The sequence below is a fragment of the Sphingomonas sp. SRI_018 genome (assembly GCF_057586275.1).
On sequence record NZ_JBYCZO010000002.1, the window covers coordinates 73,941 to 90,144 of the forward strand.

Annotated in this window: 17 protein-coding genes; 8 read left to right on the forward strand and 9 right to left on the reverse strand. The window is 68.8% G+C overall.

Annotated elements, in window-relative coordinates; translation table 11 throughout:
• The first annotated feature begins 93 nt into the window (after positions 1–93).
• Positions 94–588: an MmcB family DNA repair protein gene (locus AC2YHA_RS12255; RefSeq protein ID WP_487401798.1), complete on the forward strand. Its 495-nt coding sequence runs from the start codon at positions 94–96 to the stop codon at positions 586–588.
• 164 nt (positions 589–752) lie between these two features.
• Here the strand turns inward: AC2YHA_RS12255 and AC2YHA_RS12260 are convergent, their stop codons facing one another.
• Complete coding sequence (locus tag AC2YHA_RS12260) at positions 753–1,355, reverse strand: ankyrin repeat domain-containing protein (protein WP_487401799.1); 603 nt, start codon at positions 1,353–1,355, stop codon at positions 753–755.
• A 60-nt stretch (positions 1,356–1,415) separates the two neighbouring features.
• On the opposite strand from AC2YHA_RS12260, the gene AC2YHA_RS12265 reads away from it, so the two are divergent.
• The 3 genes from AC2YHA_RS12265 to AC2YHA_RS12275 are packed head-to-tail and all read left to right on the forward strand — an operon-like array spanning position 1,416 to position 3,105.
• Positions 1,416–2,003 carry an SCO family protein gene (locus AC2YHA_RS12265; protein ID WP_487401800.1) on the forward strand — a complete coding sequence of 196 codons (588 nt, stop codon included), beginning with the start codon at positions 1,416–1,418 and terminating at the stop codon, positions 2,001–2,003.
• Positions 1,991–2,437: a YcgN family cysteine cluster protein gene (locus AC2YHA_RS12270; RefSeq protein WP_233786674.1), complete on the forward strand. Its 447-nt coding sequence runs from the start codon at positions 1,991–1,993 to the stop codon at positions 2,435–2,437. Before AC2YHA_RS12265 ends, AC2YHA_RS12270 begins: the two co-directional genes overlap by 13 nt.
• On the forward strand, positions 2,434–3,105 hold the full coding sequence (locus tag AC2YHA_RS12275; RefSeq protein ID WP_487401801.1) for a M48 family metallopeptidase: 672 nt from the start codon (positions 2,434–2,436) through the stop codon (positions 3,103–3,105). The genes AC2YHA_RS12270 and AC2YHA_RS12275 overlap by 4 nt, the downstream gene beginning before the upstream one ends.
• Here the strand turns inward: AC2YHA_RS12275 and AC2YHA_RS12280 are convergent.
• The 3 genes from AC2YHA_RS12280 to AC2YHA_RS12290 form a co-directional block, all read right to left on the reverse strand.
• A complete protein-coding gene (locus tag AC2YHA_RS12280) occupies positions 3,081–5,240 on the reverse strand; it encodes a PBP1A family penicillin-binding protein (protein ID WP_487401802.1) in 2,160 nt (719 codons plus the stop codon). The two genes, AC2YHA_RS12275 and AC2YHA_RS12280, sit on opposite strands and share 25 nt — an antisense overlap.
• Before the next feature lie 47 nt (positions 5,241–5,287).
• Complete coding sequence (msrB, locus tag AC2YHA_RS12285; protein ID WP_233784627.1) at positions 5,288–5,698, reverse strand: peptide-methionine (R)-S-oxide reductase MsrB; 411 nt, start codon at positions 5,696–5,698, stop codon at positions 5,288–5,290.
• Between the two features lie 100 nt (positions 5,699–5,798).
• Positions 5,799–6,410, reverse strand: a complete 612-nt coding sequence (locus AC2YHA_RS12290; RefSeq protein ID WP_487401803.1) for a class I SAM-dependent methyltransferase — start codon at positions 6,408–6,410, stop codon at positions 5,799–5,801.
• Between the two features lie 130 nt (positions 6,411–6,540).
• Here AC2YHA_RS12290 and AC2YHA_RS12295 point away from each other — a divergent pair, with 130 nt between their 5' ends.
• Positions 6,541–7,836, forward strand: a complete 1,296-nt coding sequence (locus tag AC2YHA_RS12295; protein WP_487401804.1) for an MFS transporter — start codon at positions 6,541–6,543, stop codon at positions 7,834–7,836.
• Positions 7,837–7,947: 111 nt separating this feature from the next.
• Here the strand turns inward: AC2YHA_RS12295 and AC2YHA_RS12300 are convergent, their stop codons facing one another.
• Complete coding sequence (locus AC2YHA_RS12300; protein WP_487401805.1) at positions 7,948–10,248, reverse strand: CDC48 family AAA ATPase; 2,301 nt, start codon at positions 10,246–10,248, stop codon at positions 7,948–7,950.
• 272 nt (positions 10,249–10,520) lie between these two features.
• Here AC2YHA_RS12300 and AC2YHA_RS12305 point away from each other — a divergent pair, with 272 nt between their 5' ends.
• Positions 10,521–11,405, forward strand: coding sequence for a LysR substrate-binding domain-containing protein (locus AC2YHA_RS12305; protein ID WP_233784623.1), 885 nt, complete (start codon positions 10,521–10,523; stop codon positions 11,403–11,405).
• Positions 11,406–11,501: 96 nt separating this feature from the next.
• On the opposite strand, the gene AC2YHA_RS12310 is transcribed toward AC2YHA_RS12305, so the two are convergent.
• Positions 11,502–11,957, reverse strand: a complete 456-nt coding sequence (locus AC2YHA_RS12310; protein WP_233784622.1) for a peptidylprolyl isomerase — start codon at positions 11,955–11,957, stop codon at positions 11,502–11,504.
• Positions 11,958–12,132: 175 nt separating this feature from the next.
• Here AC2YHA_RS12310 and mgtE point away from each other — a divergent pair, with 175 nt between their 5' ends.
• A complete protein-coding gene (gene mgtE / locus AC2YHA_RS12315) occupies positions 12,133–13,536 on the forward strand; it encodes a magnesium transporter (protein ID WP_233784621.1) in 1,404 nt (467 codons plus the stop codon).
• A gap of 36 nt (positions 13,537–13,572) precedes the next feature.
• Positions 13,573–13,974, forward strand: coding sequence for a DUF1489 family protein (locus AC2YHA_RS12320; protein ID WP_487401806.1), 402 nt, complete (start codon positions 13,573–13,575; stop codon positions 13,972–13,974).
• Positions 13,975–14,068: 94 nt separating this feature from the next.
• Here AC2YHA_RS12320 and msrA read toward each other — a convergent pair whose 3' ends face one another.
• The 3 genes from msrA to AC2YHA_RS12335 all read right to left on the reverse strand — a co-directional run bounded on the left by msrA (position 14,069) and on the right by AC2YHA_RS12335 (position 16,198).
• Positions 14,069–14,719 carry a peptide-methionine (S)-S-oxide reductase MsrA gene (gene msrA, locus AC2YHA_RS12325; RefSeq protein ID WP_487401807.1) on the reverse strand — a complete coding sequence of 217 codons (651 nt, stop codon included), beginning with the start codon at positions 14,717–14,719 and terminating at the stop codon, positions 14,069–14,071.
• 2 nt (positions 14,720–14,721) lie between these two features.
• Entirely contained in the window at positions 14,722–14,865 is a 144-nt protein-coding gene (locus tag AC2YHA_RS12330) for a hypothetical protein (protein ID WP_233784619.1), read from the reverse strand.
• 133 nt (positions 14,866–14,998) lie between these two features.
• Positions 14,999–16,198, reverse strand: a complete 1,200-nt coding sequence (locus AC2YHA_RS12335; RefSeq protein ID WP_487401808.1) for a pyridoxal phosphate-dependent aminotransferase — start codon at positions 16,196–16,198, stop codon at positions 14,999–15,001.
• Positions 16,199–16,204: the final 6 nt, after the last annotated feature.

Genomic DNA, 16,204 nt, shown 5'->3' on the forward strand with positions numbered 1-16,204 from the left:
TATCTTATGGGTGGCCGGGTGGGGGAGCGGGCCGGTACCGTCTTACGGCGCACGAGCGCTTTCCAGCGTTCCCATGATGTTCTAGGAAGGGGCATGGCCAGCGCCGTGCCCCTTTCCGATTCTGCGGCCCCTCTCGTCGCTGCCGACGTCGCGCGTGGGGTGTGCCGGATGCTGCTCCGTCACGATATCGTCGCGATCGCGGAGGTGCCGCTCGACGGCGGGCGCCGTGCCGACCTGATGGCGCTGGATGCCAAAGGCGGGCTGGTGATCGTCGAGATCAAGGTATCGCGGGCCGACCTGCTCGGCGACGCCAAATGGACCGACTATCTGGGGCATTGTGACCGCTTCTACTGGGCGGTGCCGGAGGGTTTCGATGCGAGTCCGCTCGACGGGCCGGGCTTCCTGCCCGAGCGTTCCGGGGTGATCGTCGCCGACCGCTATGACGCGGCGATCGTGCGTGAAGCGGCGACGGTGGCGCTGCCCGTCCATGCCCGCCGCCGCTGCACGCTCGCGCTCGCAAGACGTGCGGCGCGGCGGGTGATCGGGCTCATGGATCCGGACGCGTTCGGCGATCTCGGGGGGTATTAGAGTCGGATTCGGCCAGTTGTAGCTGTTCCCCGGCGAAGGCCGGGGCCCAGTATCGAACCGCTCGCAGCTGGGCCCCGGCCTTCGCCGGGGAACAGCTGCTTCAAGCCGGATGGATCAAACTCTGGCCCTCACCGTCCCCCCGGCGTCGTGCCGGGGTCGGAGGATCAGAGCCCCGGTCCCGCAACCCTGCGGCTGCTGCCGGCCTTGGGCGCATCGGCGAGCAGCTTGGTCAGCGCCGGCGAGCGGGTGTCGCGCGTCGCATAATCGCGCGCGGACAGACCGGCGACCACGTCGCGCTGGTCGGGATTGCCACCGGCGTCGAGCAGCCGCCGCGCCATCTCGAGATTGCGCAGCTGCACCGCGCGGATCAGCGGGGTCTCGCCCGAGGCATTGGCGAGGTTCACGTTCGCCTTCTGCTGGGTCAGCACGTCGACGCAGTCGAAGCAGCTTGCGCTCACCGCCAGCATCAGCGGCGTGTTGCCGCGCCCGTCCTGGATGTTGATGTTGGCGCCGCGGGCGATGAGGAAGCGGAGATAGGTGACGTCGCCGCGCTTGGTCACGATGTGCAGCGCCGCGTCGCCCGAATCGTCCCGGGTGTTGATGATCCGCGACCCCGGTTTGTCCAGGATCTGCGTGACCTTGTTGCCATCTGCTTCGCGTACCGCCTTCAGGAACTCGTAGCTGTCGGACATGCGCTGGGCGGGAAGCGCGGCGGGAGCGGCGAGCAGCGCGGCGGCGAGGACGAGGCGGAAAGCGGGCGACACCATCGACGAAGGATCCTGTTGAGCTTGCATGGAACCGATTAGCAGACCAAGGCTCGCGATGCCATGAACAGACGCTTACCGGCTCTCGCCCTGCTGCTCGCGCTCGCCGGCTGCGGCGGCGGCGCGGATTCGAGCGCTCCGCCGCCGCTGGCCGGGGCCCGGATCGGTGGCCCCTTCACCCTTACCGACCAGGACGGCAAACGCGTCGGCGACAAGGATTTCGCCGGCCGCTACCGCATCGTCTACTTCGGCTACACCTACTGCCCGGACGTCTGCCCGATCGACGTGCAGGCGATCGGCGCGGGCCTCAAGGCGTTCGAACAGGCCTCGCCGGCGCTGGGGGCGAAGGTGGTGCCGATCTTCGTCACCGTCGATCCCGCCCGCGATACGCCGCCGGTGCTCAAGCAATTCGTCTCCGCCTTCCATCCGCGCATGGTCGGCCTCACCGGCAGCAAGGCGGAGATCGACGCGGCGGCCAAGGCCTATGGCATCTATTACAAGCTCGAACCGCCGGCGCCGGGTGGAGGCTATCTGGTACAGCACAGCCGCCAGGCCTATCTGATGGGTCCGGACGGGGCGCCGATCGCGCTACTGCCGGCCGACAAGGGCCCTGCGGCCGTGACGGACGAGCTCAAACGCTGGGTGAAGTGACCGACGAGAAATTCTGGGAGACGCTGCCGCTCGACCGGCTCGACCGCGCGCAATGGGAAGCGCTGTGCGACGGCTGCGGCAAATGCTGCCTCCACAAGCTGGAGGACGAGGAGAGCGGTGCGCTCTACCCGACCAATGTCGCCTGCCGGCTGCTCGACCGGCGTACCGGGCTGTGCAGCGACTATCGCAACCGCCGTGCGCATGTGCCCGACTGCGTGCGGCTGACGACGCGCAACGTCGCCGACATCGACTGGCTGCCCGGCACCTGCGCCTATCGCCTGCGCGCGGCCGGCGAGCCGCTGCCGGAATGGCATTATCTGGTGTGCGGCGATCGCGAGGCGGTGCACCGCGCCGGCGAATCGACGCGCGGCTGGACGGTGTCGGAAGTCGATGCCGGCGAGCTCGAGCACCACATGATCGACCGCGAGCTGTGACGGCGATCGAGGTCCGCCGCCATCCGCGCGCGCGGCGGCTCAAGCTTTCGGTCGATCCGGCGAGCGGACGGGTACGCCTGACGCTGCCCAAGCGCGCGGCGTTGAAGCCGGCGCTGGCCTGGGCCGAGGAGCAGGCCGGCTGGATCGCCTCGCAGCGCGCGAAATTGCCCGAGGCGCGGCCGTTCCTGCCAGGGATGGTGATCCCCATCGGCGGCATCGAGGTGGCGCTGGAGCATCGCCTCGGCGCCGTCCGCACGCCGGTCCGCGAGGGTGACCGGCTGGTGTGCGGTGGCCCAGTGGAGGGTTTCGCCGGCCGGATCGCCCGCTGGCTCAAGCGCGAGGCGCTGCGGGTGCTGAGCGAGGAGACCGCGCATTACGCCGAAAGGGCCGGCGTCACGGTCGAGGCGGTCACGATCGGCGATCCGCGCGGGCGCTGGGGAAGCTGCTCGTCGAGCGGGGCGATCCGCTACAGCTGGCGGCTGATCCTCGCCCCCGCCCATGTCCGCCGCGCGACGGTCGCGCATGAGGTCGCGCACCGCGTCCATATGAACCACGGCCCCGCCTTCCATCGGCTGGTCGCCGCGCTGTTCGAGGGCGATCCCGCTGCGGCGCGCGCCTGGCTGCGCGCCCACGGCGCCCGGCTTCACTGGTTCGGCCGCTCGTCCTGAGCGCGTGGGGGAGGACGGTCGCGGTCCAGCGGCCGGGGTGTTCCCTGCTGCGACGGCGACTGGCGCGGCGGTGCCTCGCGTGAGCGGTCGCGGCCGATCGCGCGGTCGATGAAGTCCTGATCGAGCCGCTGCGGTGGCGGCTGCAATTGCTCGCCGCCGCCTTCGGGCAGCGGAGGTTGGTTCTCGGTCCCGGTGCCGGGCTCAGGGACGGCGAAATCGTCGGGCGCGGGTTCGAGCGGATTGCCGTCGGGATCGACCATCATCCCGTTGTCGGGCTGGCCGAGATAGGCCTCGTCATCGGGTTCGAGCTGCCATTCGGGCAACTTCACCTCGGTGTCGAAATTCTCGATCGGGCGATTGGCGACGGCCTTGCGCATGAAGCTGGCGAAGGCGCGCGCCGGCGCGGTGCCGCCCTGCAGGCCCGGGATCGGGCGCGCGTCGTCGCGCCCCATCCATACGCCGGTGGTGATGCCGCTGGAGAAGCCGAGGAACCAGCCGTCCTTGTTCGAGCTGGTGGTGCCGGTTTTGCCTGCCACCGGCCGCCCGATCTGCGCCGCCCGCGCGGTGCCGGTGTTGACGGCGGTCTGGAGCAGGTCGGTCATCTCGGCGGCGACATAGGGGGCGACCAGCACGCGGCTGGTGTCGACCTGATGCTGATAGATCACCTGGCCGTTGGCGGTGACGCGGGTGATCGCATAGGGCGTGACCATCACCCCCTTCTGCCCGACGCTGGCGAAGGCGCGGGTCATGTCGATCAGGCGCACGTCGCTGGTGCCGAGGACCATTGAGGGATGGGTGTTGACCGGCGTGGTGATGCCGAAGCGGCGCGCCATGTCGGCGACGGTGGTGAAGCCGACCTCCTGCCCCAGCTTCGCGGCGACGGTGTTGATCGAATAGGCGAAGGCGGTGCGGATATCGATCTGGCCGGAGAAGCGCCGCGACGAGTTGCGCGGGCTCCAGCCGTTGATGTTGACCGGCTCGTCGACGATCGCATCGTCGGGCTTGTGGCCGGCCTCCAGCGCGGCGAGATAGACGAACAGCTTGAACGCCGAACCCGGCTGGCGCGTCGCCTGGGTCGCGCGGTTGTAGATCGAGCTGATGTAATCCTTGCCGCCGACCATCGCGCGTACCTCGCCGCCGCGGTCGAGCGCGACCAGCGCGCCCTGGGCGCCGCCGGGGGTGTTGGCATCGATCGCCTGGTCTGCGGCGCGCTGCATGTTGAGGTCGAGCGTGGTCCACACCTCCAGCGGCTCGACCGTCTCGTCGATCAGCGTCTCCAACTGGGGCAGCGCCCAGTCGGTGAAGTAGCGGACGGAGTTCTGCTGCGGCTCGGGCGCGAGCTTAACTGCCTTGGGATCGGCGCTCGCCGCCTCGGCCGGCGTGATCGCGCCCGTCTCGACCATCGTCTGCAGCACCACGCCGGCGCGGCCGACCGCGGCCTCGGCATCGGCGGTGGGCGAATAGCGCGACGGCGCCTTGACCAGCCCGGCGATCACCGCGGCCTCGCTCAGCGACAGGTTGGTGGCAGGATGGCCGAAGAATCGCCGGCTCGCCGCGTCGATGCCATAGGCGCCGCCGCCGAAATAGACCTTGTTGAGGTAGAGCTCGAGAATCTGGTCCTTGCTGAACTTGCGCTCGAGCGCCAGCGCCAGGATGCCCTCGCGAATCTTGCGGCGCCAGTCGTATTTGTTCGACAGGAAGATGGTGCGCGCGACCTGCTGGGTGATGGTCGAGGCGCCCTGGAGGCGGCGGCCGTTGTTCCGGTTCTCGATGCCGAACTTGATCGCGCGCGCCATGCCGACCGGATCGACGCCGATGTGCGAGCGGAAGCGGCGATCCTCGACCGAGACCATCGCGTCGCGCATAACCTTCGGGATCTGGCTGTAGGGAATCCACTCGCCGTAGCTTGGTCCCAGCGACACGATCACCGTGCCGTCGGCGGCATGGACGCGGATCATCTGGCCGTTGGGCGAGGACTTGAGCTCGTCGAAGCTGGGGAGCGAGGCACGCGCCGTATAGACGGCGATCGCCAGCGCGGCGAGGCCGAGGATCGCGAGCGTCAGGCCGATGCCGACCGTCCAGGCGAGGACGCGGCGCCAGCGCGGCTTGGGGGATCGGGTGCTGCGGCTCGCCATCGCGTCGGCGGGAGGATTACGCGGTTACCGATTCACGGACAAGGGGATCAGGCCGCCTTCCCGTTCGCCCTGGCGCGGAAATCGAGGCTGACCGAATTGATGCAGTAGCGCAGCCCCGCCGGCGGCGGCCCGTCGGGGAAGACATGGCCCTGATGCCCGTCGCAGCGCGCACAGCGTACCTCGGTGCGCACCATGCCATGGCTCGCGTCGCCATGCTCGGTGATATGGTCCTCGGCGATCGGGCGCGTGAAGCTCGGCCAGCCCGAACCCGAATCATATTTGTCCTCGCTGTCGAACAGCTCGAGCCCGCAGCCGGCGCAGCGATAGACGCCGTCGGCCTTGTTGTTGGTGTACTTGCCCGCGAACGGCGCTTCGGTGCCGGCTTCGCGCAGGACGTGGAATTGCTCGGGCGTCAGGCGCTTGCGCCATTCGGCCTCGGACAGGTTGAGCTGGTCCATGGGTCTTCGCGTGATCGATTCATGCCCGTGCGTCAACGCAGGAAATGCTTGATCCATATCAGGAGGACGGTCGCCTTCCGCCCGGATTACGTCGAAAGGATCAATCCTTCCACGCCCACCAGATCTGCGCCGGCGGCACGTTCCACCATTCGATCTCATAGTCGATGCGATCGAAATGCGGTGTCAGGAAATTGCGGACGTTCGGGTTGAACTGATAGACGAGAAAGGCGCCGCCGGGCCGGAGCACGCGGCGCGTCGCCGCGGCGATACGGTCGCCGACGCCGGGCGGCAGCGTCGAGAAGGGCAGGCCCGAGAGCACGTAATCGGCATGCTCATGGCCATGTTCGGCAGCGATCTTCTCGACGTCCTCGGCCGATCCCTGCACCACCGTGAAGCGCGGATCGTGGAAGGAATCGCGCAGATACTCGACGAAATCGGGGTTGGTGTCGATCGCGATATATTGCGCGTCGGGGCCCAGCCGGTCGAGCACCGCCTGACAGAAGGTGCCGACGCCGGGGCCATATTCGACGAACAGCTTGACGCTGGCCCAGTCGACGCGGTCGAGCACGCGCCGGATCGTGCGGTTCGACGACGGGATGATCGATCCGACCATCACCGGCCGCCTCAAGAACTCGCGGAAGAACATCGCTTGCGGCGAGAGGCGGCGCTTGCTCTTGCGTGCCGAGCGGCCGAGGGAAAGCGAGCTGGTCATCATGATCCTTGCGAAGCCGGCGACAAGCGAGCGTCCGTCGCAAAACTGCAACGAAAGTGCAAGCGCACCGGTTGCATGTAGGAAGCGGGAACGGTTGCACAATGCGACCGGCCGCTTAAGCGATGAGCGGATGAACGGTCCGCGCTTCGACCGCACCTTCGCGATGCTGTTCGTGGTGATGCTGACGATCGCCGCGGGCAACACGGCGCTGCAGTCGGTGCTGCCGGCGCTGGGGCGGTCGCTGGGCGTGCGCGACAGCTGGGTGGCGGTCGCCTTCTCGGTCTCGGCGCTGCTCTGGGTGGTCGCCGCGCCGTTCTGGGCCAACCGGTCGGACCGGCATGGACGGCGGGCGATGGTGCTGCTGGGGCTCACCGGCTTCTGCCTGTCGCTGTTCCTGTGCGGATCGTTCCTCGCCGCGGGGATCAACGGCTGGATTCCGGGGACGCTCGCCTTCGCGCTCTTCGTGATCGGGCGGATGTTCTACGGCGGCCTCGGCTCGGCGGCACCGCCGGCGGTGCAGGCGATCGTCGCCGGCCGCACCACGCGCGAGGAGCGCACGCGGGCGCTGGCGCTGCTCGGATCGGCGTTCGGGCTCGGCACCATCCTCGGCCCCGCGATCGCGCCCTATCTGGTGGTGGGGCATCTCGGGTCGGTCGAGATCGGCCTGGCCGGCCCGGCCTTCGTCGGCTGCATGATCGGTCTCGTCGTCCTGACCGCGGCGGCGCGGCAGCTGTCCGGCCAGCCGGACCTCGCCGGGCATGGCGTCGCCTCCGCCTATCCTTCGATCGGCGGCGCGCCGACCGGGGCGAGCGTCACCGCCGCCGTCGCCGGGCATGACGAGCGCGTCGGCTTCCTCGACCCGCGCGTCCGCGGCTGGATGACGGTCGGGCTGGTGATGGGCCATGCTCAGGCGATGACGGGTCAGGTGATCGGTTTCCTGGTGATCGACCGGCTCCACCTGGCCCCGGCCGAGGCATTGCCGCCGACCGGCCTGGTGCTGATGATCGGCGCAGTCTCCGCGCTGCTGGTGCAATGGGGCTTCATCCCGCTGCTCAACCTGAGGCCCGCGACGCTGGTGCGGATCGGGCTGGCGATCGCGGCGGTCGGCTGCGCGGCGACGGGGACCGCCGGCACGCTCTATGGCATCGCGATGGGCAATGCGCTGGCGGCGATGGGATTCGGCTTCATCCGCCCCGGCTTCACCGCCGGATCGAGCCTGGCGGTCGGCGCCGAGGCGCAGGGATCGGTCGCCGGCAAGGTGACGTCGATCAACGGCGCCTCCTTCGTGCTGGGGCCGTCGATCGGCGTCGGTCTCTACGAGCTGTGGCGGCCGCTGCCCTATCTGACCGCGGCCGCCGCGCTCGTACTGCTGCTCGGCTATGCGTGGTTGGTGTTGAAGGACCGCACCTCACCCCGTTCGTGCTGAGACAAGTCCCCTACCCCCGTTCGTCCCGAGCGAAGTCGAGGGACGCTCACGCAGGCCATGTCCCTCGACTTCGCTCGGGACGAACGGGGATAGGGGCGGGGAAAGCCCTGTCTAATCTGCGCTCTTCGGTCCGCGGCCCTGGAGCGTCCCCGGCGCGATGAAGCCGATCGGCTGGATCGCCACCGCATCCTGCTTGAGCTGCGACGACATCCGCCGATACTCCTCCTCCATCTCCGGCGTGACCGACGCGCGCGATTCCTCGAGCGCCTCCTCGAAGTCGGCCATCGACACCGTTTTCGCGCCCAGCGACTTGCGCAGCGCGATCATGCCGGCGCGGCGGACAATGTCCTCCAGGTCGGCGCCGGTGAAGCGCTCGGCCCGCGCGGCGATCGAATCGAGGTCGACGTCCTCGGCCAGCGGCATCTTCTGCGTCTGGATGTTGAGGATGCGCCGCCGCCCCTCGCGATCGGGCACGCCGACGTAGATCAGCTCGTCGAACCGGCCCGGGCGCAGCAGCGCCGGGTCGACCAGGTTCGGCCGGTTTGTCGCGCCGATCACCACCACCGACTGCAGCTCCTCGAGCCCGTCCATCTCGGCGAGGATGGTGTTGACCACCCGCTCGGTCACCTGCGGCTCGCCGAGACCGCCGCCGCGCGCGGGGACCAGCGAATCGAGTTCGTCGATGAAGATCACGCACGGCGCCACCTGCCGCGCGCGGGCGAACAGCCGGGCGATCTGTTGCTCGCTCTCGCCATACCATTTGCTGAGCAGGTCGGAGGATTTGGTGGCGATGAAGTTCGCCTCCGCCTCGCGCGCCACCGCCTTGGCAAGCAGCGTCTTGCCGGTGCCGGGCGGGCCATAGAGCAGGAAGCCCTTGGCCGGGCGGATGCCGATGCGGCGGAACGCGTCGGGGTCCTTGAGCGGCAGCTCGACGCCCTCCTTCAGGCGTTCCTGCGCCTGGTCGAGCCCGCCGACGTCCTCCCAGCGCACCTGCGGCGCCTGCACCATCACCTCGCGCATCGCCGAGGGCTGGACGCGCTTCAGCGCCTCCAGGAAATCCTCGCGGGTGACGGCGAGCGTGTCGAGCACCTCGGGCGGGATCGTCCCTTCCTCGAGATTGAGCTTGGGCATGATCCTCCGCACCGATTCGATCGCCGCCTCGCGGGCGAGTGCGGCCAAGTCGGCGCCGACGAAGCCATAGGTGGTGCGCGCGAGCTCGCCGAGGTCGACGCGGTCGCCGAGCGGCATGCCGCGCGTATGGATGCCCAGGATCTCGCGCCGCCCGCGCTCGTCGGGGACGCCGACGATGATCTCGCGGTCGAAGCGGCCGGGCCGGCGCAGCGCCTCGTCGAGCGCCTCGGGCCGGTTGGTCGCGGCGATGATGACGATGTTGGCGCGCGCCTCCAGCCCGTCCATCAAGGTGAGCAGCTGCGCGACGAGGCGCTTCTCGGCCTCGCCCTGCACCTGCCCGCGCTTGGGGGCGATCGAATCGATCTCGTCGATGAACACGATCGATGGCGCGTTGGCGGCAGCCTCCTCGAACACCTCGCGCAGCCGCTTCTCCGACTCGCCATAGGCCGAGCCCATGATCTCGGGCCCGTTGATCAGGAAGAAGCTGGCATCGCTTTCATTGGCGACCGCACGCGCGAGCCGGGTCTTGCCGGTGCCGGGCGGGCCGTGGAGCAGCACGCCCTTGGGCGGATCGACGCCCAGGCGCTGGAACAGCTCGGGATAGCGCAGCGGCAGCTCGACCATCTCGCGCAGCTGATCGATCGTGGCGGCCATGCCGCCGACGTCGTCGTAGGTCACATCGGCGCGGCGGCTTTCCTTGGGCTCCTCATAATCGGACCGCAGTTCGATCTCGGTGGATTCGTCGATATGGACGATGCCCTTGGGCGCGGTCGACACCACGATCATGCGGATTTCCTGCAGGGCATAAGCAGGCGCGCGGAGATACTGGGCGATGTGCGGCGGCACGTCGCTGCCGGGGACGCGCTGCTGGCCGACGGTGGCGACGGTGTCGCCGGCGGTGAGCGGCCGCCCGGCGAAGCTGCGCTGGAGCGCGAGCCCCGAGCCCTGGAGGCGGACGTTCTTGGAGGCCGGCGCGAACACCACCCGCGTCGCCGGCTTCGATTCGGCGCGGCGCACCTCGACGAAATCGCCCGATCCGGCGCCGGCGTTGGCGCGTTGGAGGCCGTCGATGCGCAGGATCTCCAGCCCCTCGTCCTCGGCATAGGGCAGCACCGCGCGGGCGGGCGTCACGCGCTTGCCGACGATCTCGATCACGTCGCCCTCAGTGATGCCGAGCGCCGCCATCATGGCGCGGGGGATATGGGCAAGCCCGCGGCCGCTGTCCTCGGGCCGGGCGTTGGCTACCTGCAGCTTGCGCCCGCGCGTTTCGTCGTCGGCCATCCGACTCTCCCTGAGCAAACTCCTGAAGCGCGCCACATAGGGCGGCAGTTCCGGGAGCGGGAGGGGTATTGCGGGCAAAAAAAGGGCCGGTCCCGAAGGACCGGCCTTGGAAAGGTTTAGGAGAGGATGCCTGAAAGGCCCGCTCTATGTGCGGCGCAGCACGTTTTTGTGCAAGTGCGAAATAATTCTATTAAATTGCATAAAATGCAACTATGGGACCGTTATCAGTGCGTTTTTGACATGCGTGCGAGGCGATGCAAGGAAGCTGAGCGATGCGCAGGCTCCCTCCCCTGACCGCGATCGAGGCGTTCGTCCAGGTCGCCCGGCTCGGCTCGATCAAGGCCGCCGCCGAGGAGCTGGCGCTGTCCTCGCCCGCGCTCAGCCGCCGCGTGCAGGCGCTGGAACGCTTCATCGGCAAGCCCTTGTTCGAGCGGCGCCACCAGGCGCTCCGGCTCAATGCGGACGGCGAGCGGCTGCTGAGCGGGATAGCGCCCGCGCTCGACACCATTTCCGACACGATCGAGGCGATGACCAGCGGGGTCGAGCTGCTGCGCCTGCGCCTCGGCGTGCTGCCGCTGTTCGCGACGCAGCGGCTGCTGCCGCGGCTCGGCGAGCTGAAGCGGCTCCATCCCGAGCTCCATCTCGACGTCGATACCGGCGGCCATGGCGTGACCCGACTCGGCGACGGGCTCGACGCCGCGATCGTGCTGGCCGAAGAGATCGACCCGGCGCTCTACGCCAAACGGCTCGACCGCAACCGCGTGCACGTGATCGCCGCGCGCGCGCTCGCCGAAGGGCCGGGCGCGATCACCGAGCCGCACCAGCTCGCCAGCCAGACCGTGCTGATCCACCGCGACATGCCGGAGACCTTCACCGCCTGGCGCGAGGCGGTGGGACTGCCGGACCTCGAGCCGTTGGCGATCGACTTCTTCGATTCGGGATCGCTGATGCTGGAGGCGGCGGCGCAGGGACTCGGCATCGCCTTCATGCTCGAGACCCATTACGAGTCGGCGAACGACCCGCGGCTCGTCCAGCTCTTCGACGTCACCGTCGAGAGCCGCTACAGCTACTGGTTCGTGTGCCGCCCGCGCGCACTGCAGACGCGCCCGGTGCGGCTGTTCCACGACTGGGTGGCCGCGACGATCGCGACGACCTGATAGTCCCGGCCGTCATCCCGGCGAAAGCCGGGATCTCCTGCCGTATTGCGCCTTCGCTTGAGATCCCGGCTTTCGCCGGGATGACGAGGTTGGCGATTACGCCGCCCGCGCCCGCACGATCTTGCCGGGGTTGCGCGGCGGCTCGCCCTTGGGGAGGGCGTCGACATGCTCCATGCCCTCGGTCACCTCGCCCCACACGGTGTACTGACCGTCGAGGAAGGTCGCGTCGTCGAGGCAGATGAAGAACTGGCTGTTGGCGCTGTGCGGATAGGAGGTGCGCGCCATCGAGCAGACGCCGCGGACATGCGGCTCGCGGCTGAACTCGGCCTGGAGGTCGGGCAGGTCGGAGCCGCCGGTGCCGCGGCCGGTCGGGTCGCCGCCCTGCGCCATGAACCCGTCGATCACGCGGTGGAACACCACGCCGTCGTAGAAGCCCTGGTTGGCCAGCGTCGTGATCCGCTCGACATGGCCGGGCGCGAGGTCCGGACGCAGGCGGATGACGACGTCGCCGGTCTCCAGCGTCAAGGTCAGCGTTTCGGGAAGGTCGGTCACGCGGGGCTCACTCCAAAAGCAACGGGGGTTGCGCCGCCCTAGAGTGCGTGCGGAGGCTTGGCAAATTCGTATCCGATTCGGCTGTGCCGAAGCGGGAGCCAAGCGGCCGATTGGCAGTTGGCAGCACCGGCGTTAGGAGCTTGACGGCAACCGGTAACCAGCAAGGGGCGGCACGATGAGCGAGACCGAGCTTCCCCAACCCGACGCGCCCGAGAGCAGCGAGCTCGACGAGGACGACCGGCTCAAGCCCGAATTCGTCCGCGCCGTGCTCGACGCGGTCGACGCCGGCGACGACGGCCGCGCCCGCGAGCTGGTCGAGCCGCTGCATCCCGCCGATATCGCCGACCTGTTCGAGCTGACGCCCGCCGAGCAGCGTGCCGCGCTGGCGCGCGCCATCTCCGACCTGCTCGACGGCGACGTGTTCGCCGAGATGAATGATTGGGTCCGCGAGGAGCTGATCGACAGCCTCGAGCCGCACCAGGTGGCGGACATCGCCGCCGAGCTCGACACCGACGATGCCGTCGCGATCATCGAGGACCTGGAGGAGGAGGACCAGCGCGCGGTGCTGCGCGCGCTCGACCCCGACGACCGCGCCGCAATCGAGGAGGCGCTCTCCTATCCCGAGGAATCCGCCGGCCGCCTGATGCAGCGCGAGCTGGTCGCGGTGCCCGAGCATTGGACCGTCGGCGACGTGCTCGATTATCTGCGCGGCAACGAGGACCTCACCACCGATTTCTGGGAGATCTTCGTGGTCGATCCGGCGCACAAGCCGGTCGGGACCTGCCAGCTCTCGTGGATCCTGCGCGCGCCGCGGTCTGTGGCGATCGGTGACGTGATGAAGCGCGAGCAGACGCTGATCCCGGTCGACATGGACCAGGAGGAGGTGGCACTCCGCTTCCAGAAATATGCGCTGATCTCGGCCGCGGTGGTCGACGGCAACGGCCGGTTGGTCGGTGTGATCACGGTGGACGACGTGGTCCACATCATCTCGGAAGAGGCGGGCGAGGACATCCTCCGCCTGTCCGGCGCCGGCGAGGGCGACATCAACGAGCCGGTGATCGACAGCTACAAGGCGCGCGTGCGCTGGCTGATCGCCAATCTCGGCACTGCGCTGGTCGCCGCGACGATCATCACCCTGTTCGAGGGCACGATCAGCCGGATGGTGGCGCTCGCCGCGCTGATGCCGATCGTCGCCGGCGTCGGCGGCAATGCCGGCACCCAGACGATGGCGGTGACGGTGCGCGCACTCGCCACCAACCAGCTGACGCAATCGAACACCTGGCGCGCGATCCGCCGCGAGATCTCGATCGCGCTGCTCAACGGCCTCAGCGTCGCGGCGGTGATCGGGATCGCGGTCGGGCTGTTCTACCATCATCCGGCGCTGGGCGCGGTGATCGCCTCGGCGATGCTTGGCAACATCGTCATCGCCGGCCTCGCCGGGGTGGTGGTGCCGCTGACGCTCGATCGCCTGCGCGCCGATCCGGCGGTGGCCTCGTCGATCTTCGTGACGATGACGACCGATTCGATGGGTTTCCTCGTCTTCCTCGGCCTCGCCACCGTGAGCGGCCTGGCCGGCTGACTTGAGTCGGGCCACGCGAGCGCCCAGATCAGGCCGATGCCGCTTCACCTGACCAAGGTCGCCTATGGTTGCGACAGCGTCGCCTATCTCCGCGAGCGCATCGCCATCCGCGCCGCCGAGGGCGCGTTCGTGATGACGACGCGCTACCTGCCCAAGCGTCATGCGGAGATCGCTGGCGGCTCGCTGTTCTGGATCGTCAAGCACCAGCTGGTCGGCCGCACGCCGATCCTCGGCTTCGGCGAGGCGGAGAGCGGCCGCGTCGCGATCCATCTCGAACCGCAGTTCATCCCCGTCCAGCCACTCCCGAAACGTGCGCACCAAGGCTGGCGCTATCTCGAAGCCAAGGACGCTCCGTCCGATCTTGCTGGCTCATTGGAAGGCATCGCTGAGATGCCCGCAGAGCTGGCGGGCAAACTCAGTGCATTGGCGCTGATTTGATCGTCATGCCGGACTTGTTCCGGCATCCACGGAGCCGCCAATGCTGGCGCTTGAGGCACGGTGGACCCCGGCACAAGGCCGGGGTGACGAAGGGTTATAGGGCCAGCGCCGGAAACGCCGCCCGGAACGCCGCCACCTTCGGCCGGTCCCAGCGCACGATGTATGGGTGGTTCGGATTCCGCCGCGCGAAATCCTGGTGATAGGCCTCCGCCGGGAAGAACCCGCCGCTCTCGATCTTCGTCGCGATCGGCTTGGCAAAGGCATGGGCGCGGGTGAGCTGGGTGATATACTGCTCCGCCACCAGCTTCTGCGCCGCACTCTGCGGAAAGATCGCCGAACGATAGCTGGGGCCCTGATCGGGAACCTGCCCGTTCACCTGCGTCGGATCGTGCGCGACCGAGAAATAGATGCGCAGCAGCGTACCGTAGCTCACCTGCTTGGGATCATAGACGATCCTCACCGCCTCGGCATGGCCGGTGCGCTCGGTCGAGACCTGATCGTAGCTGGCGGAACCGCGCGAGCCGCCGGCGTAGCCACTGACGACCGCGCGTACGCCTTTCACATGCTCGAACACCGCTTCCATGCCCCAGAAGCAGCCGCCGGCCAGCACCGCATTCTGCAGCCCCGGCCTGGCGACGACATCGCGGGCCGGCGGCGGGATCGGCACCGCGCGCTCGGCGCGTCCCGGCATCGCCATGGCCGCCACTCCCGCCGCGATCGTTCCGGCGAGGAGCGGCCAGCGCATGGTCAGTACGCCGTCTGGACGAAAGGTACGGAGGACGCCGGCTGCGCCTCGGCATGCGCGACCTGGCTGCCGATCACGCAGATCGCCCCGATCGCGAACCCGCCGACGAAATAGCGGAGGAAATGGGGCTTCAGACGGGTACGCATAGGAGGCTCCATTGACTGCCACGCCTGAACGCCGGCTGACCCGAAGAGGCGGGCGGGCGAAAAAGCGTCGAAATATGGGCGAATGTGGCGGCCGCGCGCTTAACCGGCGCTGGCCGCCCTATTCATCGCGGTTTCAGCGAAGCGCCGCCGCCGCGGTCTGGATGCGCTCGCACGCCTCGCGCAGCGCACTCTCCGAGGTCGCATAGCTGATCCGCATCGCCGGCGAGAGGCCGAAGGCGGCGCCATGCACCGCCGCCACCCGCGCATCGTCGAGGAAATAGCCGATGAGGTCCTCGTCGCTGGCGATGGCCTTGCCGCCCGGCGTGATCTTGCCGATCAGCCCGGAGACGTCGGGATAGACGTAGAAGGCGCCCTCGGGCCGCGGGCAATGGATGCCGGTCGCCTGGTTCAGCATCGAGACCACCAGATCCCGCCGCGACTGGAACGCGGCCGCACGCTCCTTGAGGAAATCCTGCGGCCCGGTCAGCGCCGCCACCGCCGCCGCCTGCGCGATCGAGCAGGGGTTGCTGGTCGACTGCGACTGGAGCTTGGCCATCGCCTTGATCAGCCAGGCCGCGCCGCCGGCGAAGCCGATCCGCCAGCCGGTCATCGCATAGGCCTTGGAGCAACCGTTGACGGTCAGCGTGCGCTCGTAGAGTTCCGGGCAAACCTCCGCGATGGTGCGGAAGACGAAGCCGTCGTAGACGATATGCTCGTACATGTCGTCGGCGAACACCCAGACGTGCGGATGGCGCGCGAGCACCTCGCCCAGCGCCTTCAGCTCCGCTTCGCTGTAGGCGGCACCGGTCGGGTTCGACGGCGAGTTGAGGATCACCCACTTGGTCCGCGGCGTGATCGCCGCCTCGAGCTGCTCGGGGCGCAGCTTGTAGCCCTGCTTGACCCCCGCCTCGACGAACACCGGCGTGCCGCCGGCGAACTGGACGACGTCGGGATAGCTCACCCAATAGGGCGCCGGCACGATCACCTCGTCGCCGGGATCGACCGTCGCGACGATCGCGTTGAACAGCGTGTGCTTGCCGCCGACGTTCACCGTCACCTGGTCGGTGCCGTAGGTGAGGTTGTTGTCGCGCGCGAACTTGTCGACGATCGCCTGCTTGAGCTCGGGCGTGCCGTCGACGTTGGTGTATTTGGTCTTGCCGTCGCGGATCGCCCGGATGCCCGCTTCCTTGACATGCTCGGGCGTGTCGAAGTCGGGCTCGCCCGCGCCGAGGCCGATCACGTCGACGCCCTGGCGCTTCAGCTCGAACACGCGGCTGGTCATCGCCAGCGTGGCGGAGGGCTGGATGCGGCCGAGCGCGGCGGAGGGCTTCATGGGGAT